The sequence below is a fragment of the Streptomyces sp. NPDC003393 genome, from assembly GCF_053589015.1.
The window spans coordinates 67,875-93,801 of sequence record NZ_JBSFRB010000029.1 but is presented as its reverse complement, the minus strand read 5'-3'; the positions used below and the strand labels follow the sequence as shown (position 1 = coordinate 93,801).

Genomic DNA, 25,927 nt, shown 5'->3' with positions numbered 1-25,927 from the left:
GCCCACCGGACCGGCGTCCTCCCGGGATCAGGCCGAGGCCCGCGCCTTGCGGTACAGCAGGGCGCCTGCCAGCAGGGCACCGGCGCCCGCCGGCAGGGCGAGGCCCATCGGCAGGTCACCGCCGGTGTGGGCGAGCTGGGCCCCGCTGCCGGGCGCGGTGACGGTCTGCGTGCCCGGCTGGTCGACCTGCGTCGAGCCGCCGGGCGTGTTTCCGCTCGTGGAGGGCGGCGTGTCCGGGGTACCGGGGTGACCCGGCGTCCCCGGGTGACCGGGCGTCCCAGGATTCCCAGGGTGGCCGGGGTGGCCGGGGTGACCCGGGTGGCCGGGCGGGTTGCCGCGGCCGCCTCCCGGAGGGGTGTGGTGCCCGCCGGAGCCGCCCGCGTTGCCGCAGTCGTCGCCCAGGGCGGCGTTGCCCACCCCGATCACGTCGACGCTGTTGCCGCACACGCTGACCGGTACGTCGACCGGCACCTGGACATGGTTGCCGGAGCCCACGCCCGGTGAATCACCGGTGTGTCCGCCGGCGTGCGCGCCGCCGCCCGAGCCGCCGCGACCGTGTCCATCGTGCCCGGAGTCGCCGTACCCACCGGACGAGCCGCTGCCACCGCCGTGGTCGCCGCACGTGTTGCCCACCGCCGGGTTGAGCAGCCCGACGACGTTCACCGTGTTGCCGCACACGTTCACCGGCACGTGCACCGGCACCTGCACCGTGTTGCCGGACAGCACGCCCGGCGAGCCGGACGCGGCACCGGCCGCGCCCGCGTCGGCGTGTGCCGCGCCGCCCGCGGCGGCGATGACGCCGGTGGCCGCGGCCACGGTCAGCAGGCCCTTACGGGTGACCTGTCGCATTTCGCTGAATCCCTGCCTTCGACTTTTCTTGCGAACCTTCCGGACCGCGCGTTCGCGTCCGGCGGGAATCCGCCGGCGTGACCGCGCGAGAAAACCGGCCGGCCCCGGAGCGCATGGCGCGCGCTCCGGGGCCGACGGGTTCAGACCCCCCACGGAGTCGATGGAGTCAGACCCTCACGGGGCGGGCCACGACGTCAGTTGTTGACGCAGGTGTTGCCGAAGGCGGGGTTCAGCAGCCCGATCACCGAGATCGTGTTGCCGCAGACGTTCACCGGCACGTGCACGGGCACCTGGATGACGTTCCCGGAGACGACACCCGGGGACTGCACGGCAGCACCCTGAGCTCCGGAGTCGGCGGCGGCCATCCCCGCGCCCGCGAGAACCAGCCCACCGGTGGCAACCGCGGCAGCGACGACCTTCTTGATCATTATTCCTCCTAGTTGGCAAAAGCGATCTCGTGTTGCTGATCGCATTACCTGTAACGAGGAGGGAGTAATGGAGCTACGAGCTTATGGTCGCATTCACCCTTACCGGTCGTGGCCGCACAGGCGGCCGATTACCGAGGTCAACTGCACGATGACCGGGGTCAGGACGCGTCGATGAACCGGTCCAGGACCCGTACGCCGAACTTCAGCCCGTCCACCGGCACCCGCTCGTCCACCCCGTGGAACATGCCTGCGAAGTCCAGCTCCGGGGGCAGCTTCAGCGGCGCGAACCCGAAGCCGCGGATGCCCAGGTCGTCGAAGGACTTGGCGTCGGTGCCGCCGGAGAGCATGTACGGCACGGCCTTGGCGGCGGGGTCCTCGGCGAGCAGCGCCGACTGCATCGCGGCCACCAGGTCCCCGTCGAAGGTCGTCTCGACGGCCTTGTCGGAGTGCACGTCCTCGCGCTTCACCCTGGGCCCGAGAATGCGGTCCAGGTCCGCCAGGAACTCCTCCTCGTGTCCGGGCAGGAAGCGTCCGTCGACGTGGGCCGTGGCCTCGCCCGGGATGACGTTGACCTTGTAACCGGCGCCGAGCTGGGTGGGATTGGCGGTGTTGCTCAGGGTCGCGCCGATGAGCTTGGCGATGCCGCCGAGCCTGGCGAGGGTCCCCTCCATGTTCTCGGGGTCGAGTTCGGTGCCGAGGGCGTCGCCGAGTTCGTCGAGGAAGGCCCGGGTGGTCCTGGTCACCCGCACCGGGAACTTGTGCCGTCCGAGGCGGGCGACGGCCTCCGACAGCTCTGTGATCGCGTTGTCCCGATGGATCATCGAGCCGTGCCCCGCCGTGCCGGCCACGGTCAGCTTCATCCAGTGCATGCCCTTCTCGGCCGTCTGGATGAGGTAGAGCCGCCGCTGCTCGCTGACGGTGAAGGAGAAGCCGCCGACCTCGCTGATGCCCTCGGTGACGCCCTCGAAGAGGTCAGGGTGCTTGTCGACCAGGTGGCGGGCGCCGTACGTGCCGCCCGCCTCCTCGTCGGCGAGGAAGGCGAGCACGATGTCCCTGGGGGGCCTGCGTCCGCTGCGCAGCCGGTCACGGACGACGGCCAGCGTCATCGCGTCCATGTCCTTCATGTCGACCGCGCCACGGCCCCATACGCAGCCGTCCGCGACCTCGCCGGAGAAGGGGTGGTGGGTCCAGTCGTCGGCGTTGGCCGGTACGACGTCGGTGTGGCCGTGGATCAACAGCGCGGGCCGCGACGGGTCCTCGCCCTCGATGCGGGCCACGGTGGAGGCCCGGCCCGGGTGCGACTCGAAGATCTTCGGCTCCAGTCCCACCTCGGCGAGCTTCTCGGCGACGTACTCGGCGGCCTTGCGCTCGCCCGGCCCCGAGTGGTCGCCGTAGTTGCTGGTGTCGATCTGGATCAGCTCGCGGCAGAGGTCCACGACCTCGTCCTCGCCGGTGACGCCCCTGGCCGTGTCCGTCTCGCTCACGCTGCTTCCTCCCGCTGTGTTCCGGCGGCCGCCCAGAGTGGCGGCGACCCGCCTCGTGTGCCGGTGGCCAGCCCATCCTCCCCCCTGCCCCGGTCCCGGCCCAAGAGCGGCCCCGTCCCGTCCCCTCCCGTTCGCCGCGGGCCCGGGGGATCCGCGGCGGTGATGCCCGGGGGATCCACCGGCGGTGATCGGTGATCGGGCACGCGCGAAAGCCTGGTAATGTTTACGTCGTCGACGCGGGGAGAACCCGCACGGCAGACACCTTGTCCGGGTGGCGGAATGGCAGACGCGCTAGCTTGAGGTGCTAGTGCCCTTTATCGGGCGTGGGGGTTCAAGTCCCCCCTCGGACACAGCGAGGAGCGGTGTCGACCGGAAACGGTCGGCACCGCTTCTGTGTGTCCGCACAGAGGCCGGCTTCCCGGGCCCGCACGGCCCGGCTCACGCGCTCAGACGTGGGCCGGCGCCATGTGATCCGTGAACCAGTCGCGGGCCAGGTCGGTCACCTGTTCCAGTGCGCCCGGCTCCTCGAAGAGGTGGGTCGCGCCGGGGACGACGGAGAGCCGGTTCTCGCAGGTCAGCTGGGACTGGGCGGTTCGGTTGAGGTCCAGCACGAGGTGGTCGGCGCCGCCGACGACGAGCAGGGTCGGAGACGTGACGACCGCCAGCCGGGGGCCGGCCAGGTCGGGCCGGCCGCCGCGGGAGACGACGGCGGCGATGCGCGCGTCCGGTTCCGCGGCCGCCCACAGGGCGGCGGCGGCCCCGGTGCTGGCGCCGAAGTAGCCGATGGCGAGCCCTTCGGCGGCGCTCTGGCCGCGCAGCCACCTGGTGGCGCCGGCGAGCCGGGCGGCCAGCAGCTCGGTGTCGAACACATTGGCCCGGTCGCGCGCCTCCTCCTCGGTGAGCAGGTCGAACAGCAGTGTGCCGAGGCCGGCCCGGTTCAGCCCGGCGGCCACGAACCGGTTGCGGGGGCTGTGCCGGCCACTGCCGCTGCCGTGCGCGAAGAGCACGACGCCGGACGCGTCGGCGGGCACGGTCAGATGCCCGCCGAGCCGTACGGCGCCGGCCGCCACCTCGACCTCCTGGTCCACCGACTCCGGGTCACCGCCGGACGCCCCCGTGGCGGAGCGCTGCCGCCGCAGGCGAGCGATGACGTCCTCGTCCTCGAGCTGGCCGAAGTCCTCGTAGAACTGGCCGACGGCGAAGAAGCCGGGCGGGGTCTCCAGGGCGATGAGCTCGTCGGCCTCCCCGCCGAGCCGTGCGGTCCAGTCCGGCGGGGCGACCGGCACCGCCAGCACCGTCCGCGCCGCTCCCCTGGCCCGTACCGTGCGGCAGGCGGCCCGAGCGGTCGATCCGGTGGCCACCCCGTCGTCGACCACCACGACGGTCCGGCCCTCGACGGGGAGCGGCGGACGCCCACTGCGGTAGCGCTCGGCGCGCCGGGCCAGTTCCTCGCGCTCGCGTTCCTCCACGCGCGCCAGCGCGCCCGGCGGCACCCCCGCCCCGCGCACGACCATGTCGTCGACGACGCGCACGCCGTCCTCGCCGATCGCGCCCATGGCCAGCTCCGGCTGCGAGGGCACCCCCAGTTTCCGTACCAGGCAGAGGTCCAGTGGTGCGCCGAGCGCGTCCGCGACCGCCGCGGCGACCGGGACTCCGCCTCGCGGCAGCCCGAGCACCACGACGTCCCGGCCGGTGAGGTGCGTGAGGCGGGCGGCCAGTCGCCTGCCTGCTTCGTCACGATTCCGAAAGAGCACCGCTGACCTCCCTCACTCCCTGGGCGACCAGAGCGGCGTGGGAGGTGTCGCTTCCGGCGCCCCCATCGCCTTGATGTCGCCCGCCGCGTTGCGCAGCAGTTCACGGCCCAGAGCGATCAGCGCCCGGCCGGCGGCGAGCTCGTCACCGATGTCCGGCACGGCCGAGTCGTAGGGGTTGCGGCGGGCCTCCGCGCAGGTCTCCACGACGTTGTCACCGGTGTCCAGGACGATCCGGGCCGTGGTCTCCGGGTCGTGCTCGGACAGGTACAGGTTCAGCCGCCACTCCTTGACGGACTGTGGCCGGCTGTCGACGGGTCGCGTCATCGTCCGTCTCCCCTCGGTTTCCCGGGGCGGGACGCGGGTGCCGGTGCGGACACCGGCACACCGTTCCGCCTCTTCCACTGTGCCTCGCACGGCCGGTGACCGCACGGGTGTCCGGCACCCGGCGCCGTGGGGCGGGGCACGGCGGCGTGCGCCCTCGGACGGCAGGCAGAATGTGGGCATGACCACGCGTCCCTGCCCGTGCGGGCGGTCCGAGCCGTACGCGAGGTGCTGCGGCCGCTACCACAGCGGTGCGGCCGCCGCGCCGACCGCCGAGGCCCTGATGCGCTCGCGGTACTCCGCCTTCGCGCGAGGGGACGCGGGGTATCTGCTGCGGACCTGGCACCCGCGGACCCGGCCCGCGCGGCTCGACCTGGATGCGGGGATGCGCTGGACGGGCCTGGAGATCCTCGGCACGACGGACGGTTCCGCGTTCCACACCACGGGCACGGTCACGTTCCGGGCGTCCTACCGGGGCGGTTCGCTGCACGAGCGCAGCAGGTTCGAGCGGGTCGAGGGGGCGTGGGTGTACGTCGACGGGGACTTCCTGGAGTAGCGCGGCGGGCCGTGGCGCCGGAACGTCCGTCGCAGCGAGCCTCCTGAGGAACGGCTACGGCTACGGCTACGGCTACGGCTACGGCGCCAGGATGTCCAGTTCGTGCAGGGCGCCGACGGTGATCTCCCGTGTCAGCCGCTCCGCCCGGTCGGCGTCGCGCGCCCGCACGGCCTCGGCGACCTGGACGTGAAGGGTGACGGCGGCCGGGTCGGGGTCCTCGAACATGACCTCGTGGTGGGTGCGGCCGGCCAGGACCTCGGCGACGACGTCGCCGAGGCGGGCGAACATCTCGTTGCCGGAGGCGTTGAGGATCACACGGTGGAAGGCCACGTCGTGGAACAGGTACTCCTCCAGCCGGTGCCCGCGTGAGTTGGCCACCATGCCGAGGGCGCACTCGGTGAGCTCGGAGCACTGCTCGGGCGTGGCGTGCCTGGCGGCCAGGCCGGCGGCGACCGGTTCGACCGCCGAGCGCAGCACGGTCAGCGAGCGCAGTTGGCGCGGGCGGTCGGCGCCGGCCAGACGCCAGCGGATCACCTGTGGGTCGTAGACGTTCCAGTCCGACTGCGGGAGCACCGTCACGCCGACGCGTCGGCGGGAGGCGACCAGGTGCATGGACTCCAGGACCCGCACGGCCTCGCGCATCACCGAGCGTGACACGTCGAAACGCTGTGCCAGCTCGTCGGTGCGCAGGACGCTGCCCGGCGGGTACTCCCCCGCGGTGATCGCGGGGCCGAGGGTGTCCAGTACGTGGCCGTGCAGCCCCCGGCCCGGTGTGCTCATGCACTCAGCGTACGGTGTGGATCACGGAACTAAAAAGTCAGACTTATACATCACAGAGTCTTGAATTTGTCCTACCTAATGGGTTTCAGTGTGGCGACGCCGGATGTCGGCGTCCCATGTCGAGGAAGACAGCGAGGCAGTGATGCGCACTCCCCACGTCGTCGTGGTGATGGGCGTCGCCGGCACGGGCAAGACCACCATCGGTCCTCTGCTCGCGGACCGGCTCGGCGTCCCGTACGCCGAGGGCGACGACTTCCATCCGCAGGCCAACATCGACAAGATGACGGCCGGCCATCCGCTCGACGACGATGACCGGTGGCCGTGGCTGGACGCCATCGGCGCCTGGGCACATGGCCGGGCGGGGCTCGGCGGGGTGGTGAGCTGCTCGGCGCTGAAGCGGTCGTACCGTGACCGGCTCAGGGCCGAGGCTCCCGGCATCGTGTTCGTCCATCTGACGGGCAGCCGGGAGCTCATCGGGGACCGGATGGCACACCGTCACGGTCACTTCATGCCGACGGCACTGCTGGACTCCCAGTTCGCCACGCTCCAGCCGCTCCAGGCGGACGAGGCGGGCGTCGAGGTGGATGTCTCGGGCACGCCCGAGGAGATCGCCACCCGCGCCCTGGCCGCTCTGGACGACCTCGACAGCTCCACGCGGCCGGCCCGGACCGAACCGTCCCCACGGTAAGGCCCGTCCCCCACGGTCACCGGCCGCCGCTCCACCTGTCCCCACCGTCCCACTTCACCCCCAAGGGAAACCCGTGACCAGACTCAGCGTCGAGATGCTGGCAGCGGACGCGCCCCCGCCGATCACCTCGGCCGGACACGCTCAGCTGGGCATCGCCGTACTGGCGGGCATCGCCGTCATCGTCCTGCTCATCACCAAGTTCAAGCTGCACGCCTTCCTTTCACTGACCATCGGGTCACTGGTGCTCGGCGCGGTCGCCGGCGCACCGCTGGACAAGGCGATCTCCAGCTTCACCGCCGGCCTCGGCTCGACGGTCGCCGGTGTCGGCGTGCTGATCGCGCTGGGCGCGATCCTCGGCAAGATGCTCGCCGACTCCGGCGGCGCCGACCAGGTGGTGGACACGATCCTGGCGAAGGCCGGGGGCCGGGCGATGCCGTGGGCGATGGTCCTCATCGCCTCCGTGATCGGCCTGCCGCTGTTCTTCGAGGTCGGCATCGTGCTGCTGATCCCGGTCGTGCTCATGGTCGCCAAGCGCGGCAACTACTCCCTGATGCGCATCGGTATCCCGGCGCTGGCCGGTCTGTCGGTGATGCACGGCCTGATCCCGCCGCACCCCGGCCCGCTGGTCGCCATCGACGCGGTCAAGGCCAACCTGGGCGTGACGCTGGCGCTGGGCATCCTGGTCGCCATACCCACCGTGATCATCGCCGGTCCGCTGTTCTCCAAGGTGGCGGCCCGCTGGGTCGACGTCCCCGCCCCCGACCGGATGCTCCCGCAGCGCCCCTCCGAGGAGCTTCAGCGGCGTCCCGGCTTCGGCGCGACGCTGGCCACCGTGCTGCTGCCGGTCGTGCTGATGCTGGCCAAGGCGCTGGTGGACATCGTCATCGACGACCCCTCCAACATGACCCAGCGCGTCTTCGACGTCATCGGCTCGCCGCTGATCGCGCTGCTGGCCGCCGTGATCGTCGGCATCTTCACGCTGGGCCGCCCGGCCGGGTTCTCCAAGGAGCGGGTCACCTCCATCGTCGAGAAGGGCCTGATGCCCATCGCGGGCATCCTGCTGATCGTCGGTGCGGGCGGCGGCTTCAAGCAGACGCTGATCGACAGCGGGGTGGGCCAGATGATCCTGGACATCTCCAAGGACTGGTCGATCCCGGCGCTGCTGCTGGCGTGGCTGATCGCGGTGGCGATCCGGCTCGCGACCGGTTCGGCGACGGTGGCGACCATCTCGGCGGCCGGTCTGGTCGCCCCGCTGGCGGCCGACATGTCCACCACGCACGCGGCCCTGCTGGTCCTGGCGGTCGGCGCGGGCTCCCTCTTCTTCAGCCACGTCAACGACGCCGGCTTCTGGCTGGTGAAGGAGTACTTCGGGCTGAACGTCGGTCAGACCATCAAGAGCTGGTCCGTCATGGAGACGATCATCTCCGTGGTGGCCGGCGGTCTGGTCCTGCTGCTGTCCCTGATCATCTAGCGGCATCGGGAGTACGACGATGACGGCTCACCCCCTCTTCGACATCGGCGGCCGTACGGCCCTGGTCACCGGCTCCTCCCGCGGGATCGGGCTGGCCCTGGCCCGCGGGCTGGCCGAGGCGGGCTGCACGGTGGTCCTGAACGGACGCGACCGCGAAAGGCTCGCCGAGGCCGCTGCCGGGCTGCCCGGCGACCGGGTGCACACGGCCGCGTTCGACGTGACCGACGGCGCCTCGGTGGCGGCCGGGATCGCGGACGTCGAGGAGCGGGTGGGCCCGCTGGACATCCTGGTGAACAACGCGGGCATGCAACTGCGCGCGCCGTTGCTGGAGTTCACGGACACGGACTGGCACCGGATCCTGGACACCAACCTCACCAGCGCGTTCCTGGTCGGCCGGGAGGCCGCCCGGCGGATGACGGAACGAGGCCACGGCAAGATCATCAACATCTGCTCGTTGCAGAGCGAGGTGGTCCGCCCCGGCATCGCGCCGTACGCGGCGACCAAGGGCGCGCTGAAGATGCTCACCAAGGGCATGTGCGCCGACTGGGGCCCGTACGGAGTGCAGGTCAACGGTCTCGGTCCCGGTTACATCGAGACCGAGCTGACCCGGCCCCTGGTGGAGGACGAGGAGTTCGGCGCGTGGGTGCGCCGCCGCACCCCGGCCGGCCGCTGGGGCCGCACCGACGACCTGGTGGGCGGGGTGCTGTTCCTCGCCTCGCCGGCCGCGGACTTCGTCTCCGGTCAGGTGCTGTACGTCGACGGCGGCATGACGAGTGTGCTCTGACGAGGCCGGGAGGGCGCGGGCGATGCGTGCGGTGGTGATCCACGGTCAGGGCGACCTGCGGGTCGAGGACCTGCCGGTGCCCGTACCCGGCGCGGGTCAGGCCCTGGTCGCCGTCCGCTACGGCGGGGTGTGCGGTTCCGACCTGCACTACTGGCGGCACGGCGGGGTCGGCGACTTCCGCCTCAAGGAGCCGATGGTGCTCGGCCACGAGGTGGTGGGCACGGTCGTCTCCTACGGCCCCGGAGCCACCGGCCCGCGGCCCGGCACGGCGGTGGCCGTGCACCCGGCGACACCGTGCGGAACCTGTCCGGAGTGCGCCGACGGCCTGCGCAACCTCTGCCGTGACACCCGCTACCTCGGCAGCGCGGCCCGTTTCCCCCATGTCCAGGGCGGGTTCGCGGGGCGGGTGGCCGTGCCCGCCGAGCAGCTGAGACCGCTCCCGGCCGGGCTGGCACCGCGCCGGGCCGCGCTCGCCGAGCCGCTGTCCGTGGCGCTGCACGCGCTGCGGCGGGCGGGCGAGGTGACGGGGCGTCATGTGCTGGTGACCGGCGCCGGGCCGATCGGCTGCCTGGTGGTCGCGGCGGCCAGGTCGGCGGGCGCCGCCCGGGTGACCGTCACCGACCTGCTCCCGCGGGCGCTGCGGTACGCCTCGGCGGTCGGCGCCGACACGGTCGTACGGGCCGACGACCCGGACGACGACGGGTGGCCGCCGGAGGTGGACGTGGCCGTCGAGGCCTCCGGGGTGGCGGCCGGGCTGGAGACCTGTCTGCGGCTCGTGCGGCGCGGCGGGGTGGTCGTCCAGCTGGGCATGCTGCCGCCCGGCCGGTCTCCGTTCGCCGGGAACCTGGTGGTCAGCCGGGAGATCGAACTGCGCGGCGCGTTCCGTTTCGACACCGAGTTCGACGAGGCCCTGCGCGTGCTGACCGCCGAACCGTCCTTCGACGCGCTGCTGAGCGCGGTGGTCCCGGTGGACGACGCCGAGTCGGCGTTCGCGCTGGCCGCGGACCGGAGCCGCTCGTGCAAGGTGCTGCTGGACCTCGGGGACTGAACGGGCCTCACCCCTTCCACAGCGGATGCTCGCTCTCCGCCCACTCCCGGCGCACCAGCCCGGTGCGCAGGCCCCGGCGGGCCTCCGGGTCGCCCATGGCCATGCCGATGTGCCCGCCGAGGACGATGCCGATGGTCAGGGCCAGCCAGTCGTGGACGAAGGTGGCGCTGGTGCGCCACTGCAACGGGGTCAGGTGGGTGAACCACATCAGCAGGCCCGTGCCGAGCATGACCAGGGTGGCCCCGGCGATCCAGGCGGCGTAGATCTTCTGGCCGGCGTTGAACTTGCCGGCCGGCCGTGCGGCGGGGCGCCGGTCGCGGCGCAGGGCGGCACCCAGCCACACCTTGTCGTGCGGGCCGAAGCGGTTGAGGAAGCGCAGGTCGGCGCGGAAGGCGCGGGAGGCCAGGCCCAGCAGGACCGGCGCCGGCAGGGCGAGCCCCGCCCACTCGTGGACACGGACGACCAGGTCGCGGCGGCCGACGAGCACGGCGAGCTGGGGGATGTAGAGGCAGGCGGCCGTGACCACGCACGTGCCCATCAGCAGGGCCGTGAGGCGGTGCACCCAGCGTTCGGCGCGGGTGAAGCGGCGGACGTCGGTGCCGGGCGGGGCCGGGGTCTCAGCTCGTAGGGGCATCGCCGCGTCCGTTCGAGCGGCCGACCCAGGCGTCGACGTCGTACCCCCGCTCCTCCCAGTAGCCGGGCTCGACCGCGTCGGTGACGGTGATGCCGGAGAGCCACTTGGCGGACTTGTAGAAGTACATGGGGGCCACATAGAGGCGGACCGGACCGCCGTGGTCGTGGCCGATGTCCTTGTCCTGCATACGCAGGGCCACCAGGACGTCGGCGCGGCGGGCCTGGGCGAGGGTCAGGCTCTCGGTGTAGGTGCCGTCGAAGCAGGTGAAGCGCACCGCCTTCGCCGTGGAGCGGACCCCGGCCGCGTCCAGCAGGCGGGAGAGACGGACGCCCTCGAAGGGCGTGCCGGGCACCCGCCAGCCGGTGACGCACTGGACGTCGCGGACCATGCGGGTCTGGGGCAGGGCTCTGAGAGCGGCCAGTGTGTACGACGTCGGGCGGTCGACCAGGCCGTCGACGGTCAGGCGGTAGTCGGTGGCGTCCTTGTGCGGGACGGAGGCGGCGACCGAGTAGTAGCGGAAGCCGCCTCCGTTGGGCAGCAGACCGGTCAGACCGGTGGGGTCCTTGCCGGAGGCGGCGCCGAGCACTCCCTCCAGTCCGCGCTGCAGGGTGGGCGCCGCGGCCACGCCGAGGGCGCCCAGGGCGAGGGTGCCGAGGAAGAGGCGGCGGCCGACGGGGCGGCCCTCCGCCTCGGACGGTTCGGGGTTCACCCCTCCATTCGAGCACCCGTGCCCCGTACAGGCCAGGGATCACGGGCGCCCGTCAGACTTTCGTCATCGTTTCCCGGGCCGCGGCGGGAGGCGCCACGACGGCGGGGGCTACGGCGCCTCCTCGGCCGCCTTCTCCAGCTGGAACGCCTCGTTGCCCTGCCCGATCCTGGCGTGGGCCTCGGGGCGGCGCGCGCGCAGGACGGCACCCTGCACCGCGCCGACCACGGCGGCCAGGCCGATGATGCCGGGCAGGACCCGGCTGAGCGCCGAGTCCGGCCCGGCGCCGACCAGGACGTCGAAGTCCTTGACCGTGTAGAAGGCGATCACCAGCAGGGCGATCCCGGCCAGCGCGGAGGTGACCAGCCGCCAGGCCTGCGCGCCCGCCGCGCCGCGCCGGGCGAAGAACACGATCACCGACAGGGAGGCCGCCGCCATCAGCAGGATCACACCGAGGGCGCCGAGGTTGCCGCCCCAGGTGAACAGGCGCAGCACGGGTGCGGTCGGGTCGCCGGCCGGCTTGCCGTCGGTGACCGCGAAGGCGACCACCACGACCAGCGAGAAGACGGTCTGCGAGAGCGAACCGGTGGCGGGGGCGCCACTGGCGCTGGAGGTCCGCCCGAACGCCGCGGGCAGCAGTCCCTCGCGGCCCATCGCGAAGGCGTACCGGGCGACGACGTTGTGGAAGCTGAGCATGGCCGCGAACATGCCGGTCACGAACAGGACGTGCAGGACGTCCGTGAAGGTGCCGCCGAGCCGTGACTCGGTGAGCGAGAACAGCAGCCCCGCGCTCTCCTTCCGCGCGGTGCCGACGACCGCCGACGGACCGGTGGCCACGGTGAGCGCCCAACTGCTGATCGCGAAGAAGACGGCCACGCCGGCCACCGCGAGGAACATCACGCGCGGCACCAGGACGTGCGGCCGGCTGGTCTCCTCCGCGTACACCGGGGCCTGTTCGAAGCCGAGGAAGGCGGCGATGCAGAAGCACAGCGCGGTGCCGATGCCGGCGCCACTGAGGGTGTCCGGGTTGAAGGCGTGCAGCGACAGGCCCTGCTCGGCGGGGTCGCCGATCGCCGCCGCGTCGAAGATCACGACGAGGACGACCTCGATCACCAGCAGCACGCCGAGCACGCGCGCGTTGACGTCGATCTTCAGCCAGCCGAGCGCGCCGACGGCGGCGACAGCGGCGAGGGCCGGTATCCACCAGGCGAGGGTGACGTCGGCGTAGGTGGCGAACAGGTTGGAGACCTCGAAGCCGAAGATGCCGTAGATGCCCGCCTGGAGGGCGTTGTAGGCGACCAGGGCGACGAGGGCCGCGCTCGCGCCGGCCGTGCCGCCCAGGCCCCGTGAGATGTAGGCGTAGAAGGCGCCCGCGTTGTGGACGTGGCGGCTCATCTCGGCGTAGCCGAGGCTGAAGAGGACCAGCACCACGCCGAGGATCACGAAGAGCAGCGGCTGGCCGACGATGCCCATCACCGCGAATGTGGTGGGCATGACACCCGCGACCACCATGAGCGGGGCGGTCGCGGCCAGGACGGAGAGCAGCAGGCCCCCCGTGCCGAGGCGGTCGGCGCGCAGTGCGCGCTCCTGCCCCTTGAAGGTGCTGATGCCGCCGCCGTCGGCGGTGGATCTGCTCGTGCTCGAACTGCCCGTCGTCATCGGGGATCGTCCTTTCGGCTTGCGGCTTGCGGCTTGCGGCTTGCGGCTTGCGAGGCCCGCGTGTCACACCGTGCCGAGCGCACTGGCGCGGGCGGTGCGGAACGCGACGACGGGGTCCCGCTCGGGGTACGCCCACGGGGCCGGGGTGGCGTGGTCCCCGATGCGGTGGAACAGGGCGGCGGCCTCGGCGCCCCGGCCCTCGCAGTACTTGGCGTGCGCGAGGTAGTTCAGGTCGACCATGTGCCGCGGATGCCCCTCTTGTCCCCACTCCAGCCACCAGTCGAAGGCGGTCTTCATCACCTGCCGGGCCCGTCGGCCGGCCCAGTGCCCGGAGGAGGCCGGGTCGGGCGGCGCCTGGCCGCCGGCGGCCAGGGCGCGGTAGCGCTCGGCGTGCGCGACCACGGGCAGGATGGCGAGCGGCGAGTCGGCGGGCGCCTGCTCGGCGGCCCAGTTGGCGAAGTCGTAGACCTCGTGCAGCGGGTCCGGGCCCGCGGCCGTGTGGCGCTCGGCGAGCGCCGCCACCATGACGTGGTGGGCGTGGTGGTGGTCGGGGTGACGCAGCCGCACCTCGTCGAAGAGGCGTACCAGTTCCTCCTCGGCGCCCAGGCCGCGCTCCAGCAGGAGCAGGCCGAGCCACGGCGTGGGGTCGGCGGGCGCCAGCCCGCTCGCCGACCGGCATGCCTCGCGGGCCCGCTCGGGACTCTCCTTGCCGCGCAGGGCGCTGTGGACCAGGCACAGGCCGAGCAGTGCGCAGGCGTCCGGGGACTCGGGTTCGGCGAGCAGCCAGTCGCGGACCCAGGGGGCGGCGTACGGCTCCTCGGCCAGGACGGTGACGCGGTGGCCGCGCCGGTCCCAGTCGTCACCGGTGCGGGCGAGCAGCGCGCGGACCGCCTGCCACCGGCCCTGAGCCAACGCGGCGCGGGCGCCGACGAGTTCGGTGTCGTCGAGAGCGGCGTCGAAGATGTGGGCCGCACGCCTGCGGCCGCGTCCGAGGGGAGGCGGGGGTGGGGACACCGCGGGACTTCCTCACGCGCTCTTTATCTGTGCCGTGTTCACACTGGGCTCATGTCGCCGCGGTGCCGTGGCCGTGTGGTGCGGTCGGTGCTCTCACCCCGGCCGTCGGCCCGCCGTCGACTGATCACGGAAAGCAAACCCTCAGCCCCTGCCCGGCGTCAAGGGCGATCGGAGCGTTACACGCGTCAACTGACCTGATCTGTACGGGAGTTGTGGCGGAACCCGCCCGACACTCGCGCCATCGGGGTGGCCGCACGATCCGCCGCGGGGCCAGCTCGCGAGCACTGCCTCACCCGTGTGGCCCACGCCATGGCGCGGGGTCCGGGGCACGTCCCACCATGGCCGTGCGGCCGTGCCGCCGCCCCCGCCCGTGGGGCACCACCGCCGGGCCTGCTGCCCGGATCCGGGTCCGTGCGGCGGCGGGCAGCGGCCCGGGAGACTACAGTCGGCCACTACGCACCCCGTGGCCCGACCGGATGATCGAGGTACGCAGCGTGTCGGTTCTGGTTCTGATTCTCGCCGTGAGCGCTGCCTGCTGCCTGGGCTTCGGATTCGTGCTCCAGCAGAACGCGGCCCAGCAGGCGCCCCTCAGCGACTTCCTCTCCCCGCGGCTGCTGCTGGACCTGGTGAAGATCCCCCGCTGGCTCGGCGGTCTCGGACTGATGATCGTCGGCATGGTGCTGGGCGCGACAGCGCTGGGCGAGGGCGAGATCTCGCTGGTCGAACCGCTGCTGGCGACGAACCTGCTGTTCGCGCTGGCGCTGTCCCGCGTACAGACCCGGCAGTCGCTGGGCCGGCAGGGCTGGTGCGGACTGGTGCTGCTCGCCGGCGGGGTGACGGCGTTCATCCTCGGGGGCCAGCCACGGGCGGGCAGCGCGGTCACCGACCCGCTGCGCCACTGGCTGATCATCGGGATCGTGGTGGGCCTGGCCCTGCTGCTGACCACCTTCGCCAAACGCTCCCGGCTCAGCTGGGGGCCGGTGCTGCTGGCGGTGGCCGCCGGACTGCTGTACGGCGTACAGGACGCGCTGACCCGGGTGAGCGGGCAGCGGTTCTCGGCGGGAGGCTGGACGGCGCTGCTGACCGGCTGGCAGCCGTACGGCCTGCTGGTCATCGGCGTTTTCGGGCTGATCCTGGTGCAGAGCGCCTTCGAGACGGCCCCGCTGCGCATGTCGCTGCCCGCGCTCACCGCCGCCGAGCCGCTGGCCGGGATCGCCTGCGGGGTGGGCTTCCTCGGCGACCGGCTGCGCACCGACGCCGGCGCGCTGACCTGGGAGGCGGCCGGCCTCGCCGCGATCGTCACCGGCATCGTCCTCCTCGGCCTGCACCCGGCCATGCCCTGCGGCCCGGCGGTGCGCGGCGAGCAGCGCGACCTCCAGCACCGCTGACCCCCGGCGCTCGCGACCTGCCTGCTGCCCTTCGCGGCGGCCACTGCTTGGATGCCGGTATGAACCCTGCGGACAGCTCTTCGGAGAATCCTGTGGAAAACCCCGCGGACGAGATGCTCGACATCGTCGACGCCGACGACCGCGTCGTGGGACGGCTCCCGCGTGGAGAGGTCTACGCCAAGGGGCTGCGCCACCGCTGCGTCTTCGTCCAGGCCCGGGACGCCGACGGCCGGCTCTTCGTGCACCGCCGCACCGCGACCAAGCTGGTCTTCCCCTCCTTGTACGACATGTTCGTCGGCGGAGTCGTCGGCGCCGGCGAGAGCTACGACGACGCGGCCCTGCGCGAGGCCGAGGAGGAGCTGGGGGTGACGGGGCTGCCCCGTCCGGAGTACCTGTTCAAGTTCCTGTACGACGACGGCGCCGGCCTCGGCTGGTGGTCGGCGGTGTACGAGGTCCGCTGCGAGCTGCCGGTGCGGCCGCAGGCCGAGGAGGTCGCCTGGCACGACTTCCTGCCGGAGGACGAGGTGGAACGCCGCCTGGGCGAGTGGGAGTGGGTGCCGGACGGCCTCGCGGCCTACGAACTGCTCAGGACCTACCGGTCCGCCCCGGCCGAGTAGGGTCCCCATGTGATCGAGTTCGTACGGAACGCCCGTCTGTGGTTCGCCCCCGAGGAGGTCAGGCAGGACGGCAGCACCCCCGACTACCGCTTCTCGCTGGCCAACGAGCGCACGTTCCTCGCCTGGCTGCGCACCGCTCTCGCCCTGATCGGCGGCGGTTTCGCGGTGGACCAGTTCCTGCCGGACCTGCGCTCGGGCTGGCGCATCGGCCTCGCGCTGGCCCTGCTGGCCGTGGGCGTGCTGTGCGCGTTGCGCGCGATCAACCACTGGGTGCGCTGCGAGCGGGCCATGCGGCGCGGCGAGGACCTGCCCACGTCCCGGTTCCCGGCCCTGCTGAGCCTGGTCGTCGCGTTCGTGGCCGTGGCCATGGTGGTGGTGGTCCTGGCCGGCTGGGCGGGCTGAGATGGGCGCGGCGGCCAGCGGCGGCGACGGGGCCGGCGGCGACGGCACGGCGTCGACGGGCGCCGTGCGGGATCCCGGGCTCCAGCCGGAGCGGACGCGGCTCGCCTGGCGGCGTACGACGCTGTCCGCCACCGTGGTGGCCGTACTGGCCGTGAAGGCGGCCCTGCACGGCGGGGTGTCTACCGCCGGTGCCGTGGTCTGCGGTCTGTGCTGTGCGCTCTGGCTGGGCTTCCTCCTGGTCGCCCAGTTCCGCATCCAGTGCCTGGCGCGGGCGGCCACCCCGCCGGCCCTGGCCCCGCGGCTCGCCACGGCGGCGGTCCTGTGCACGGCCGGCGTCGCGGTGTGCGCGGTGGCACTGATCGTCTAGATCGCGCCCCTGCGCCACGCCGTCACGGGCGCAGTGCCCGCAGCAGCAGGTCGGCCAGGTGATCGGCGACCTCCTGCGGGGAGAGCGGGCCGTCGGGGCGGTACCAGGTGGACAGGTGGTGGACGGAGCCGAAGTGGTAGTCGACCACCAGGTCAGCGGGTGTGGCCGTGGAGAAGACGCCCTGTTCCTGGCCCTCCTCGATGAGCGCGCGGAAACGCTCGTGGTAGCGCCGGCGCTCGGCGCGGACCTGCTTGTTCTTCTCCGGGCTGAGGTGGTGCATGGACCGGAAGAAGATCATCGCGTCGTCGAGGTTCTCGATGGTGGTCACCACGACGTCCGCCGCCGCGCCCCGCAGCCGCTTCTCCACCGGCGCGTCCATGCCCGCGAAGTGGTCCAGGCGCTCCTGCTGGACCCGCAGGACGCGCGCGTACACCTCGTGCAGCAGGTCGTCCTTGGAGCCGAAGTAGTGGTAGAGCGCGCCCTTGGTGACGCCGGCCGCCTCCACGATCTCCTGGACCGAGGTGCGGTCGTAGCCCTGCTCGGCGAAGAGCCGGGTGGCGGCCGCCAGGAGCCGCTGCGGCACAGGAGTCCCGGCTGAGTCCGTCGTCCTGGGCACTGCCGCCACCTGCCTTTCCGTTCTGCTGCTAGTCGTCGGTGAGGGAACGCAACTCCCGACGGAGGATCTTCCCACTCGCCGTCTTCGGCAAGTCGGGCAGTATCTCCACCTGGCGCGGGTATTTGTAGGCGGCCAGTCTCTCCTTGCAGTACGCCGCGAGTTCATCCGGGTCCGCCGTGGCGCCCGGGCGCAGGCTGATGAAGGCCTTCACGGTCTCCCCACGGTAGCCGTCCGGCACCCCGACGACGGCCGCCTCGCGCACCGCCGGGTGGGTGTAGAGCACGTCCTCGACCTCGCGCGGCCACACCTTGAAGCCGGAGGCGTTGATCATGTCCTTCTTGCGGTCGACGACGTAGAGCCAGCCCTGCTCGTCCATGAACCCGATGTCTCCGGTGCGCAGCTCGCCGCCGGGGAAGGTCTCGGCGGTGGCCTCTGGACGCCGCCAGTAGCCGGGCACGACCTGCGGTCCGCTGACGACGATCTCGCCCGGCCGGCCGAAGGGCACCTCCTGCCCCTCGTCGTCGACGATCCGTACCACGGTGTCGGGGCCCGGCACGCCGACGGCGAGCGTCCCGGAGACCGGGTCCACGGGGGCCTCCCGGCCCGGGGGCACGGAGGCGCAGGGGGCGGTGCACTCGGTGAGGCCGTAGCCGTTGCGGATGTACGGCCCGAAGCCGGCCCGGAACTTCTCCACCAGCGCGGGCGGCAGGGGCGCGCCCCCGGAGGAGATGACCCGGAAGGAGGAGAAGTGGTCGGGGGCGACGGCGGGGTGGGCGGCCAGCGCCATGAAGGCGGTGGAGGGGCCGACCGTGTAGTGCGGCCGGTGCTCGGCGAACGCGTCCAGGACCACGCCGGCCTCGAAGCGGTAGGCCAGCACCAGCGTGCCCGCGCTGTTCAGGCAGGCGCCGAACTGGCAGACCATGCCGGTGATGTGGAACAGCGGCGCCAGCGCGAAGTAGACCGGCGCCTCGGGCAGGCCGAGACCGGTGCGCTGCCGTTCGGCGTTGTACATGATGTTGGCGTGCGTGTTGGTGGCGCCCTTGGGGGTGCCGCTGGTGCCCGAGGTGTAGCTGATCAGCGCGATGTCGGCGGGGGCTGGGTCGCGGTCGGCGGGCGCCCGGTGGCCGGCGCGGGCGACGCTCGCCAGGTCGTCGGCGTCCGCCGCCCGCGGCAGCCGTTCGAAGGTGAGCACACGGGCGTCGCCGCGGGTCTGGAAGTCCAGCTCGCAGCCGGTGAGCACGATCCGCACCGGCGAGCCGGCCGCCGTGTCGCGCAGATACGACTCCCAGGCCCGGTCGGAGCAGATCAGTGCGGCCACCTCGGCGTCCTTCAGGACGTGGGCCACCTCGGCCGACTTGTACATCGGGTTGACGGGGACGACGGTGGCGCCCGCCTTCCAGGCGCCGAGGACGGCGAGCACGAAGTGCGGGGAGTTCTGGAGCATGACCGCCACCCGGTCGCCCGGCCGAAGGCCGCGCGCGGCGAGGTGGCCGGCCACCGAGTCGCTCAGCTCGTCCACCTCGCGGTAGGTGAGGCGGGCGTCGAAGTAGGCGAGGAAGGCGCGGTCCGCGGCCTCGGCGGCCGACCGGCGCAGGGCGTGCACGAGCGAGCCGGCCGGGTCGACCGGGGCGCGCTGGGCCTCGTCGAGCAGGTGCAGCCAGGGCTTCGCCGTGTAGTGGGAGGCGTTCGCGCCGGTCACCGGGTCTCCTCCCACTTCTGCTGGATGTGGTTCATGTTCGTCAGCCAGCGGTCGGGGTCGGCGGCGCGGGCCTGGTAGAAGCCGGCGACCTCGGGGTGCGGCAGGATCAGGAAGCGGTCCTCCTGGATGCCCTTGAACAGGGCGTCGGCCACGTCCTCCGGTTCGATGGCGGTCGGCTGGAGCACCAGGTCGCCGGCGCTGCCGGTGGCGGCGAGCATGTCGGTGCGCACGCCCTGCGGGCAGATCGCGTGGACCTTGATACCGCGGTGCCGGTACGTCAGCGACAGCCACTCGGCGAAGGCGTAGGCGCCGTGCTTGGTGACGCTGTAGGGGGCGGCGCCGATCATGGTGAGCAGTCCGGCGGCGGAGATGGTGGCGACGAAGCGGCCGCCGCCGCGTTCCAGCCAGGCCGGAAGCAGTGCCTCGGCGGCGCGGACGTGGGCCATGACGTTGACGTCCCAGGCGCGCGCCCAGACGTCCTCGCCCGAGGCCTCGGAGCCGCCGGAGGCGAAACCGGCGTTGGCGCAGTAGACGTCGACCGTTCCGCCGAGCGCGTCGCGGGCCTCGCTGATGATCGCTGAGGCGTCGCCGGGCAGAGCGATGCCTCCGATCTCCCCGGCCACGGCCTCGGCCCGCGCGGCGTCGAGGTCGTTGACCACGACCCTCGCACCCTCGGCGGCGAACCGGCGGGCCAGCGCGGCCCCGATGCCGCCTCCGGCCCCGGTGACGACGACTCCGGCACCTTGAACGGTTTGCACCATCGGTCTCCTTCGACACGACTGCGACACACCGACGTATCAGCCCTGCGGCGCCACACTAACCGGTCGGTATGTTCCAGGGAAGAGCCACCCGGCGCCCGGGCTCCGCCAGTGGTGTGGACCATAGACGGTGGCGACGGTTCGTTCCCAGCCACCCGGGGCGCACGCTAGCGTGCCTGCCCATGACACGTGCAGCGATCACGGAGGTCACCGCATGAAGCTGTCCAGACGGAGCCTGCTCGCCACCACCGCCGCCGTCGCGGCCGGGGCCGTCCCGGCCGCACAGGCCCAGGCGGCCCCGCAGGGCCGCGGCCGTCCGCTGCGCACCGGCTTCGAGCGCCTCGAGGCGGGCGGCTACGCGCAGCTCGCCGGGCAGCGGGTCGGCATCGTCACCAACCCGACCGGCATCACCCGGGACGTGCGGCACATCGTGGACGTCATGCACGCCGACCGCCGGGTGAACCTGGTGGCCGTCTTCGGCCCGGAGCACGGTTTCCGCGGCACCGCGCAGGCGGGCGGCTCCGAGGGACGTTACGACGACCCGGCCACCGGACTGCCGGTGTACGACACGTACAACAAGAGCGGGCAGCCGCTAGCGGACGTCTTCGCCGCCTCCGGCGTGGACACGGTCGTCTTCGACATCCAGGACGTGGGGGCACGCTTCTACACGTACATCTGGACGCTCTACGACTGCATGGAGGCCGCCGCGCTGGCGGGCAAGCGGTTCGTGGTGCTGGACCGGCCCAACCCGGTGACCGGCCGGGAGGCGCTGGGCCCGGTCATGCACAAGGAGTTCGCGACCTTCGTGGGTCGGCAGCCGATCTCCCAGGCGCACGGCATGACGGTCGCGGAGCTGGCGCGGCTGTTCAACGGCGAGTTCCTGGCCGCGCCGGTGCCGCTGGAGACCGTGCTGATGACCGGCTGGAAGCGGTCGGAGTTCTACGACGCCTCCGAGCTGCCCTGGGTGCCGCCGAGCCCGAACATGCCCACGCCGGACACCGCCCTCGTGTACTCCGGGACGTGTCTGTTCGAGGGCACCAACCTGTCGGAGGGGCGCGGCACCACCCGCCCCTTCGAACTGCTCGGCGCGGAGGGCCTCGACGGGCGCTGGGCGGACGCGGCGAACGCGCTCGGGCTGCCGGGCGTGCGCCTCCGGGAGGCCTACTTCGCGCCCACGTTCTCCAAGTTCCAGGGCAAGACCGTCGGCGGCGTGCAGATCCACGTCCACGACCGTGCCGTCTACGACCCGGTGCGCACCGGGATCGCGCTGCTGGTGACCGCCAAGCAGGTCTGGGACGGCTTCGCCTGGCGCTCGGACAACTGGATCGACAAGCTCACCGGTTCCACGCGGGTCCGCACGATGATCGACGCCGGGGCGGACACCGACGAGGTGGTCGCCGGCTGGCGGGACGAACTGGCCGCGTTCCGCAGGGTGCGCGAGGAATATCTCCTCTACCGGTGAGAGGCCGGGCAATCGCCGCGCCCGGATGAGCCGTGACGTATGGCCAACTCACCCCGTTGGCAGGACGATGCACCCCACATCGCACCGCTTCGGGGCACGAGGGGGTCGGCAGCCATGGCGGATCAGGGGATGAGCGTGGCTCCCTACTGGGAGCTGACCTTCGACGCGGACGGGGACGTGGACGGCCCCGAGCGGGACCGGCTGCTCGCCGGGGTCACCGCCCGGGGCGTGCGCGACCTGATCGTCTTCGCGCACGGCTGGAACAACGACCGCTCGGGCGCCACCCGCCTCTACAGCGCCTTCTTCGCCCCCGTCCCGCGGCTCGCGCCGGCCGCGCGGATCGGGTACGTGGGCGTGGTGTGGCCGTCGATGCGCTTCAGCGACGAGCCGATCCCCGACTTCCCGCGCGCCACCGCCGCCGAGCCGGTGGTCCGCCCGGCGCTGGACAAGGACACCCGGCACGCGCTCCTGGAGTGCTTCCCCGGCCGGGCCACGGTGGTCGACCGGCTCGTGCGAATACTGGACCAGCATCCGCGCGAGGAGGAGGGCCTGGAGGAGTTCGGGCGGCTGGTGCGCCTGCTGGTCGAGGCGGTACCCCCGGGGCCGCAGGGCCAGTTCGCGGCGGACACGGAGGCGGAGGGTGTGCCGCAGAGCGAGCCGGGGATCCTCTCGCGGCCCACAGCGGACGTCTGTGCCGAGTTCGCGCAGGCCCTCGCCCGGCTTCAGGCGCCGGACGGACGGGAGTCCTTCTCGCTGCCGAACCCGTGGGACGGCGCCAAGGAACTGCTGCGGCAGGCGACGTACTACGCGATGAAGCGCCGGGCGGGCACGGTCGGCGAGCGCGGGCTCGGCCCGGTGGTCGGCCGGCTCGCGCAGGCGGCGCCCGGCCTGCGGGTCCATCTGGTCGGGCACAGCTTCGGCGGGCGGCTGGTGTCGTTCGCGCTGCGCGGGCTGCCCGCCGGGGTGCGGGCGGTGAAGTCCGTGACCTTGTTGCAAGGGGCCTTCTCCCACTACGCGTTCGCGGCCCGGCTGCCGGACGACCCGCGCGCGGGCGGGGTGCTCCAGGGCCAGGAGCACCGTATCGACGGCCCGTTGGTGTGCTGCCACTCCCGCCACGACTCGGCTCTCGGCACGTTCTATCCGCTGGCCTCGCGCATGGCGGGCGACGACCGGTCGGTGCTGGGCGTCGACGTGGGCGACGCGCTGGGGGACAGATGGGGAGCCATGGGGTACGACGGGGCGCGGGCGGTGCCGGGCACGCGCGCGTGCACCCTCGCCGCCGCCCTGGGCGCCCCGCTGCCGGCGTCCGGGTGCGTGAACGTCGACGCGGCCGAGGTGGTCCGGCGGGGCGGGCCGCCGAGCGGCGCGCACAGCGACATCGTGCACCCGGAACTGGCACGGCTGGTGCTGGCGGCGGGCCGCGTCCGCTGACCCGCCGCCGGTCACGTCACCGGACCCGGGCCGGCCTCACCGGTGCGAGGTGAACTCCACCACCTGCTGGTAGGTGGGTCGGTTCTGCCAGCTGATCCGGTAGTGCTTGATGCCGCCCAGAGGGCGCTGGGCGATCGAGTCGGCGCACCACTGGTCGCCCGCCGAGCACTGGTCGTCGCCCGGGTAGACCTGGGCCGCCGTCATACCGGCCGCCTGCTTCAGGGTGCCGAGCAGGACGTCCCGGCAGCCGGCGAGGCTGCCGCCGCCGCAGTACTTCCGGGCGAGCGGTCCCCGCACCGGTTCGCCGAGCACCGCGCGGATGTCCTTGTCGACATAGCTCCACCAGCCGTACTGGAAGGCGCTGCCGGCGTGCGCTCCGGTCGGGCCGTGCCCGGCGGACGGCGCCTCGTCGACGGGGAGGTTGCCGGTGAAGGCGGTGTACAGGTCGCTGCCCAGGCCCGGTTCGAACTCGGCCTTCACCAGCAGCGGCCACCAGGCGTCCAGGATCCTGATCGCGTCCGCGTCGGCGTACGTCTGCGAGCCGGCGGAGGTCTCGGTGCGCCGGGCGCCCGCGGACACCCAGGACCGCAGCCTGGTCACGGCCGTCGCCGTGGCCGGGTCGGTGACCTGCGCACTGTCGATCACCTTCAGCAGCTTCGGCAGCACGTCCTCGGCGCGCAGATCCGCCAGAGCGGCGTCCGCCATGGCCTTGGTGAGCGCCGCTCTCGTCACCCCGCCGGACGCGGCCAGCTTCCGCACCCGGTCCTCCAGCAGGTTCCCCCGGTGCACCGACCCCTCGCCCCAGGGCGCGGCCGTGTAGTCCTGGGCCTGCTTGTTGTTCCAGGAGATGTAGTAGTCCTGGTCGACGGAGTTGGGGTGCGCGGAGGGCGGGGTGTACTCGGCGGTGTTGGTGGCCGGGTCCCAGTTCCGCCACTCGTACGCCGGGCGCGCCCACACCGGGAACTCGGCGTCGACGCCGCTCGCCCGCACCGGGTTGTCGCCGCTGTTGTAGTAGGCGGTGTGCCGGGAGTCGGCGTAGAACCAGTTGAACGTGAAGTTGATGTGTTGCGCGGCCTGCTGGAAGTCCTGCGGGCCCTTGACGAAGCCGGGGTCGTTGAGCATCTGGAAGCCGATGATGGAGTCGGCCTCGTGCAGATAGGAGGAGCGCAGGGTGGTGTAGGCGACCTTCTTGCCGCCGACCGTCGCGCGGTACTGGACGGGGCCGTACTTGGTGCGCCACACACGCATGGTGTACGAGCCGGCCGCCGTCCCGTCGGCGACGGTGGGCTGCCAGGCGTTCTTCCGCTCCACCTGGTCCATGGCCGTGCAGGTGCCGTCGTAGAGGTAGTGGTGGTCGTCCTGGCACAGTTCGACGGCATAGGTGTCGATGATGTCCTGGCCGGAGGTCGTGGCGCTCCACGCGTAGTCCTGGCCGCGGCCGAGCTCGACGTACATGCTCAGGCCCGCGAAGGAGGCGCCCCGGGCGCTGATGCCCGGGCCCTGGATCTCCTGGAGCAGCAGCAGCTGGGGGGCGAAGTAGCCGGTCTGCGGGCCGAAGACGGCGACCGGGTGGCCGCTCGCGGTGTGCTCGCCGCTGACGACTAGGGCGTTCGACATGCCGCGCCGGGCGGAGGACAGGGTCGTCCTCGCGGCCGTGGTGGAGGCGCTCCTGGCGGCGGAGGTCGCCGCGCTGCCGCTCCGGTCGTACACGAGCGGTTCCTGGGTCACCGAGCCGGCGTCGGGCAGCGCCTCGCCCCGGGGGCTGTCCGGCCTCGTCGCGTACGGGAAGCTCTGGCCGTCGTGGACGGTGAGGACGGCCTCGGGGTCGTTGCGCTCGCGGAAGGACTCCCAGACCCTGGTGCCCTCCTCGACGCCGTACTTGGCCTGGGCGGCCAGCAGGGAGAGGGCGTTGTTCACCTCGCCGCCCCCGCCGGAGCCGAACAGCGAGCCGACCACGGAGGCCAGCGCGACCATGTCGGTGACCTTGAAGTGCTCGATGGTGCCGGCGTTGGTGATGGCGTTCTTGTGGCCGGTCAGGACGTACTCGCCGGGGAAGTAGCGGCCGGAGTCGGAGGCGTCGATGTAGGCGTTCACGCCCGCGAGGTAGGCGTCGACGTCGGCGAGGGCCTGCTGCCCGCGCGCGCCGTTCCTCGCCACCGCGCTGTCGATCTGCGCCTGGAGGTCGGCCTCGGTGTACGGGGCGTTGCGGTAGAACTGCTGCTCGAGGCCCTGGTTGGCGGCGGCGCCGCCCGCGAAGGAGGTCAACTGGCCGCGGCCGACGTGCCGGAAGACGTCCATGAGCCACAGCCGGTCCTCGGCGGCGGCGTACCCGGCGCCGAACTCGGTGCCGTAGCGGGTGGTGCCCGTGATGTGCGGCACACCGGTCTTCTTGTCGCGGACGATGGTGACGTCACCGCGGCCGGCGGGCTTCTCGGTGGAGGCGACCTGGTCGGCCGGGACTCCGAAGGAGGCGTCGCGGAAGAAGGCGTTCACCTTGTCGTCGGTGAGCGCCGGGTAGCCCTTGGCCAGGTCGGCGTAGGGGCCGAGCTGGTCCTCCGCGTGGCCGGGCTGAGTGCCGAAGACCTGGTTGAGGAGGATCTGGGCGAGCGTGGCGTCGCCGTTCTCGCCGGGCGGCAGGATGTCGGAGCACCGGCCGCCGCAGTAGTCGTTCGCGGCCGTCGCCGCGGGTCTCGCCCCGGCCGCCACCGCTGGGGAAAGCGGTGACAAAAGACCGGCAATGAGGACGCATACGGATGCCGTCTTCAGGAACCCGGGGAATCTGCGGGGAGTTCTCACTGTGTCGAGCGCGAAGTGTGGGGTGCGCCGTGGCATGGCAGCAGCTCCTCCCGACGGGGGTGGGGAGGGACGTTACCGGCGGTATCCACGAGTTGGAAGATGAGCATGCGTCACTTTTTGGAGTCGCCTCGTGGCGGACATGACGGTCAACCAGGGCGAAGTTATGGCAGACATCGGAAATCGGATGGAGCCGGATCGCCGGTCGGCACGTCTAC

At 72.5% G+C, this 25,927-nt stretch carries 25 protein-coding genes and 1 tRNA gene; 12 read left to right on the top strand and 14 right to left on the bottom strand.

The window, feature by feature from the left end:
* Positions 1–27: 27 nt before the first annotated feature.
* From ACWDUZ_RS25540 to ACWDUZ_RS25530, 3 genes are all read right to left on the bottom strand, one after another.
* On the bottom strand, positions 28–849 hold the full coding sequence (locus ACWDUZ_RS25540; RefSeq protein ID WP_451634133.1) for a chaplin: 822 nt from the start codon (positions 847–849) through the stop codon (positions 28–30).
* 194 nt (positions 850–1,043) lie between these two features.
* Positions 1,044–1,277: a chaplin ChpH gene (gene chpH, locus ACWDUZ_RS25535; RefSeq protein WP_451634132.1), complete on the bottom strand. Its 234-nt coding sequence runs from the start codon at positions 1,275–1,277 to the stop codon at positions 1,044–1,046.
* A gap of 158 nt (positions 1,278–1,435) precedes the next feature.
* Positions 1,436–2,761: a M20/M25/M40 family metallo-hydrolase gene (locus ACWDUZ_RS25530; protein ID WP_451634131.1), complete on the bottom strand. Its 1,326-nt coding sequence runs from the start codon at positions 2,759–2,761 to the stop codon at positions 1,436–1,438.
* A gap of 265 nt (positions 2,762–3,026) precedes the next feature.
* Between ACWDUZ_RS25530 and ACWDUZ_RS25525 the strand changes: the two genes are divergently transcribed.
* Positions 3,027–3,111 (top strand) — tRNA-Leu (locus tag ACWDUZ_RS25525).
* Between the two features lie 96 nt (positions 3,112–3,207).
* On the opposite strand, the gene ACWDUZ_RS25520 is transcribed toward ACWDUZ_RS25525, so the two are convergent.
* The gene (locus tag ACWDUZ_RS25520) at positions 3,208–4,515 is read right to left on the bottom strand and encodes a phosphoribosyltransferase family protein (protein WP_451634130.1); all 1,308 of its coding nucleotides are present in this window, start codon (positions 4,513–4,515) and stop codon (positions 3,208–3,210) included.
* A gap of 12 nt (positions 4,516–4,527) precedes the next feature.
* A complete protein-coding gene (locus tag ACWDUZ_RS25515; RefSeq protein WP_451634129.1) occupies positions 4,528–4,839 on the bottom strand; it encodes a dsRBD fold-containing protein in 312 nt (103 codons plus the stop codon).
* A gap of 178 nt (positions 4,840–5,017) precedes the next feature.
* On the opposite strand from ACWDUZ_RS25515, the gene ACWDUZ_RS25510 reads away from it, so the two are divergent.
* Positions 5,018–5,392, top strand: a complete 375-nt coding sequence (locus ACWDUZ_RS25510; RefSeq protein ID WP_451634128.1) for a YchJ family protein — start codon at positions 5,018–5,020, stop codon at positions 5,390–5,392.
* 78 nt (positions 5,393–5,470) lie between these two features.
* Here the strand turns inward: ACWDUZ_RS25510 and ACWDUZ_RS25505 are convergent, their stop codons facing one another.
* Positions 5,471–6,172, bottom strand: a complete 702-nt coding sequence (locus tag ACWDUZ_RS25505; protein WP_451634127.1) for a FadR/GntR family transcriptional regulator — start codon at positions 6,170–6,172, stop codon at positions 5,471–5,473.
* A gap of 142 nt (positions 6,173–6,314) precedes the next feature.
* On the opposite strand from ACWDUZ_RS25505, the gene ACWDUZ_RS25500 reads away from it, so the two are divergent.
* From ACWDUZ_RS25500 to ACWDUZ_RS25485, 4 genes are all read left to right on the top strand, one after another.
* Positions 6,315–6,860 (top strand): gluconokinase, encoded by a 546-nt coding sequence (locus tag ACWDUZ_RS25500; protein ID WP_451634126.1) that lies wholly within the window; start codon positions 6,315–6,317, stop codon positions 6,858–6,860.
* A 73-nt stretch (positions 6,861–6,933) separates the two neighbouring features.
* Positions 6,934–8,331, top strand: coding sequence for a GntT/GntP/DsdX family permease (locus tag ACWDUZ_RS25495; protein ID WP_451634125.1), 1,398 nt, complete (start codon positions 6,934–6,936; stop codon positions 8,329–8,331).
* A 19-nt stretch (positions 8,332–8,350) separates the two neighbouring features.
* Positions 8,351–9,115, top strand: a complete 765-nt coding sequence (locus tag ACWDUZ_RS25490; protein ID WP_451634124.1) for an SDR family oxidoreductase — start codon at positions 8,351–8,353, stop codon at positions 9,113–9,115.
* Between the two features lie 22 nt (positions 9,116–9,137).
* On the top strand, positions 9,138–10,163 hold the full coding sequence (locus tag ACWDUZ_RS25485; protein ID WP_451634123.1) for an L-idonate 5-dehydrogenase: 1,026 nt from the start codon (positions 9,138–9,140) through the stop codon (positions 10,161–10,163).
* A 7-nt stretch (positions 10,164–10,170) separates the two neighbouring features.
* Here the strand turns inward: ACWDUZ_RS25485 and ACWDUZ_RS25480 are convergent, their stop codons facing one another.
* The 4 genes from ACWDUZ_RS25480 to ACWDUZ_RS25465 form a co-directional block, all read right to left on the bottom strand.
* Entirely contained in the window at positions 10,171–10,797 is a 627-nt protein-coding gene (locus tag ACWDUZ_RS25480) for a cytochrome b/b6 domain-containing protein (protein ID WP_451634122.1), read from the bottom strand.
* Positions 10,781–11,506 (bottom strand): molybdopterin-dependent oxidoreductase, encoded by a 726-nt coding sequence (locus ACWDUZ_RS25475; RefSeq protein ID WP_451634121.1) that lies wholly within the window; start codon positions 11,504–11,506, stop codon positions 10,781–10,783. The genes ACWDUZ_RS25480 and ACWDUZ_RS25475 overlap by 17 nt, the downstream gene beginning before the upstream one ends.
* 108 nt (positions 11,507–11,614) lie before the next feature.
* Positions 11,615–13,162, bottom strand: coding sequence for an APC family permease (locus ACWDUZ_RS25470; protein WP_451634120.1), 1,548 nt, complete (start codon positions 13,160–13,162; stop codon positions 11,615–11,617).
* 63 nt (positions 13,163–13,225) lie between these two features.
* Complete coding sequence (locus tag ACWDUZ_RS25465; RefSeq protein ID WP_451634119.1) at positions 13,226–14,176, bottom strand: hypothetical protein; 951 nt, start codon at positions 14,174–14,176, stop codon at positions 13,226–13,228.
* 494 nt (positions 14,177–14,670) lie between these two features.
* On the opposite strand from ACWDUZ_RS25465, the gene ACWDUZ_RS25460 reads away from it, so the two are divergent.
* The 4 genes from ACWDUZ_RS25460 to ACWDUZ_RS25445 all read left to right on the top strand — a co-directional run bounded on the left by ACWDUZ_RS25460 (position 14,671) and on the right by ACWDUZ_RS25445 (position 16,950).
* A complete protein-coding gene (locus ACWDUZ_RS25460) occupies positions 14,671–15,564 on the top strand; it encodes a DMT family transporter (protein ID WP_451634118.1) in 894 nt (297 codons plus the stop codon).
* Positions 15,565–15,677: 113 nt separating this feature from the next.
* Positions 15,678–16,181, top strand: coding sequence for an NUDIX hydrolase (locus ACWDUZ_RS25455; protein ID WP_451634147.1), 504 nt, complete (start codon positions 15,678–15,680; stop codon positions 16,179–16,181).
* Between the two features lie 9 nt (positions 16,182–16,190).
* Positions 16,191–16,583: a YidH family protein gene (locus tag ACWDUZ_RS25450; RefSeq protein WP_451634117.1), complete on the top strand. Its 393-nt coding sequence runs from the start codon at positions 16,191–16,193 to the stop codon at positions 16,581–16,583.
* Between the two features lies 1 nt (position 16,584).
* A complete protein-coding gene (locus tag ACWDUZ_RS25445) occupies positions 16,585–16,950 on the top strand; it encodes a DUF202 domain-containing protein (protein WP_451634116.1) in 366 nt (121 codons plus the stop codon).
* A gap of 22 nt (positions 16,951–16,972) precedes the next feature.
* Here ACWDUZ_RS25445 and ACWDUZ_RS25440 read toward each other — a convergent pair whose 3' ends face one another.
* From ACWDUZ_RS25440 to ACWDUZ_RS25430, 3 genes are read right to left on the bottom strand one after another with little or no spacing between them, the layout of a single operon-like run.
* Entirely contained in the window at positions 16,973–17,566 is a 594-nt protein-coding gene (locus tag ACWDUZ_RS25440) for a TetR/AcrR family transcriptional regulator (RefSeq protein ID WP_451634115.1), read from the bottom strand.
* Between the two features lie 28 nt (positions 17,567–17,594).
* Positions 17,595–19,265 carry a class I adenylate-forming enzyme family protein gene (locus tag ACWDUZ_RS25435; RefSeq protein ID WP_451634114.1) on the bottom strand — a complete coding sequence of 557 codons (1,671 nt, stop codon included), beginning with the start codon at positions 19,263–19,265 and terminating at the stop codon, positions 17,595–17,597.
* A complete protein-coding gene (locus tag ACWDUZ_RS25430; RefSeq protein WP_451634113.1) occupies positions 19,262–20,026 on the bottom strand; it encodes an SDR family oxidoreductase in 765 nt (254 codons plus the stop codon). The genes ACWDUZ_RS25435 and ACWDUZ_RS25430 overlap by 4 nt, the downstream gene beginning before the upstream one ends.
* A gap of 211 nt (positions 20,027–20,237) precedes the next feature.
* Between ACWDUZ_RS25430 and ACWDUZ_RS25425 the strand changes: the two genes are divergently transcribed.
* The gene (locus ACWDUZ_RS25425) at positions 20,238–21,485 is read left to right on the top strand and encodes an exo-beta-N-acetylmuramidase NamZ family protein (protein ID WP_451634112.1); all 1,248 of its coding nucleotides are present in this window, start codon (positions 20,238–20,240) and stop codon (positions 21,483–21,485) included.
* Between the two features lie 114 nt (positions 21,486–21,599).
* Positions 21,600–22,916 carry a serine-threonine protein kinase gene (locus ACWDUZ_RS25420; protein WP_451634111.1) on the top strand — a complete coding sequence of 439 codons (1,317 nt, stop codon included), beginning with the start codon at positions 21,600–21,602 and terminating at the stop codon, positions 22,914–22,916.
* Between the two features lie 36 nt (positions 22,917–22,952).
* Here ACWDUZ_RS25420 and ACWDUZ_RS25415 read toward each other — a convergent pair whose 3' ends face one another.
* Positions 22,953–25,748 carry a penicillin acylase family protein gene (locus ACWDUZ_RS25415; RefSeq protein WP_451634110.1) on the bottom strand — a complete coding sequence of 932 codons (2,796 nt, stop codon included), beginning with the start codon at positions 25,746–25,748 and terminating at the stop codon, positions 22,953–22,955.
* Positions 25,749–25,927 lie beyond the last annotated feature (179 nt).

Excerpts from the sequence above, each read along its gene's own strand:
- ACWDUZ_RS25445 (WP_451634116.1), top strand. The coding sequence starts at position 16,585 with ATGGGCGCGGCGGCCAGCGGCGGCGACGGGGCCGGCGGCGACGGCACG.
- ACWDUZ_RS25515 (WP_451634129.1), bottom strand. The coding sequence starts at position 4,839 with ATGACGCGACCCGTCGACAGCCGGCCACAGTCCGTCAAGGAGTGGCGG.
- ACWDUZ_RS25470 (WP_451634120.1), bottom strand. The coding sequence starts at position 13,162 with ATGACGACGGGCAGTTCGAGCACGAGCAGATCCACCGCCGACGGCGGC.
- ACWDUZ_RS25420 (WP_451634111.1), top strand. The coding sequence starts at position 21,600 with ATGGCGGATCAGGGGATGAGCGTGGCTCCCTACTGGGAGCTGACCTTC.
- ACWDUZ_RS25455 (WP_451634147.1), top strand. The coding sequence starts at position 15,678 with ATGCTCGACATCGTCGACGCCGACGACCGCGTCGTGGGACGGCTCCCG.
- ACWDUZ_RS25540 (WP_451634133.1), bottom strand. The coding sequence starts at position 849 with ATGCGACAGGTCACCCGTAAGGGCCTGCTGACCGTGGCCGCGGCCACC.
- ACWDUZ_RS25500 (WP_451634126.1), top strand. The coding sequence starts at position 6,315 with ATGCGCACTCCCCACGTCGTCGTGGTGATGGGCGTCGCCGGCACGGGC.
- ACWDUZ_RS25510 (WP_451634128.1), top strand. The coding sequence starts at position 5,018 with ATGACCACGCGTCCCTGCCCGTGCGGGCGGTCCGAGCCGTACGCGAGG.
- chpH (WP_451634132.1), bottom strand. The coding sequence starts at position 1,277 with ATGATCAAGAAGGTCGTCGCTGCCGCGGTTGCCACCGGTGGGCTGGTT.
- ACWDUZ_RS25415 (WP_451634110.1), bottom strand. The coding sequence starts at position 25,748 with ATGCCACGGCGCACCCCACACTTCGCGCTCGACACAGTGAGAACTCCC.
- ACWDUZ_RS25485 (WP_451634123.1), top strand. The coding sequence starts at position 9,138 with ATGCGTGCGGTGGTGATCCACGGTCAGGGCGACCTGCGGGTCGAGGAC.
- ACWDUZ_RS25430 (WP_451634113.1), bottom strand. The coding sequence starts at position 20,026 with ATGGTGCAAACCGTTCAAGGTGCCGGAGTCGTCGTCACCGGGGCCGGA.
- ACWDUZ_RS25480 (WP_451634122.1), bottom strand. The coding sequence starts at position 10,797 with ATGCCCCTACGAGCTGAGACCCCGGCCCCGCCCGGCACCGACGTCCGC.
- ACWDUZ_RS25505 (WP_451634127.1), bottom strand. The coding sequence starts at position 6,172 with ATGAGCACACCGGGCCGGGGGCTGCACGGCCACGTACTGGACACCCTC.
- ACWDUZ_RS25490 (WP_451634124.1), top strand. The coding sequence starts at position 8,351 with ATGACGGCTCACCCCCTCTTCGACATCGGCGGCCGTACGGCCCTGGTC.
- ACWDUZ_RS25425 (WP_451634112.1), top strand. The coding sequence starts at position 20,238 with ATGAAGCTGTCCAGACGGAGCCTGCTCGCCACCACCGCCGCCGTCGCG.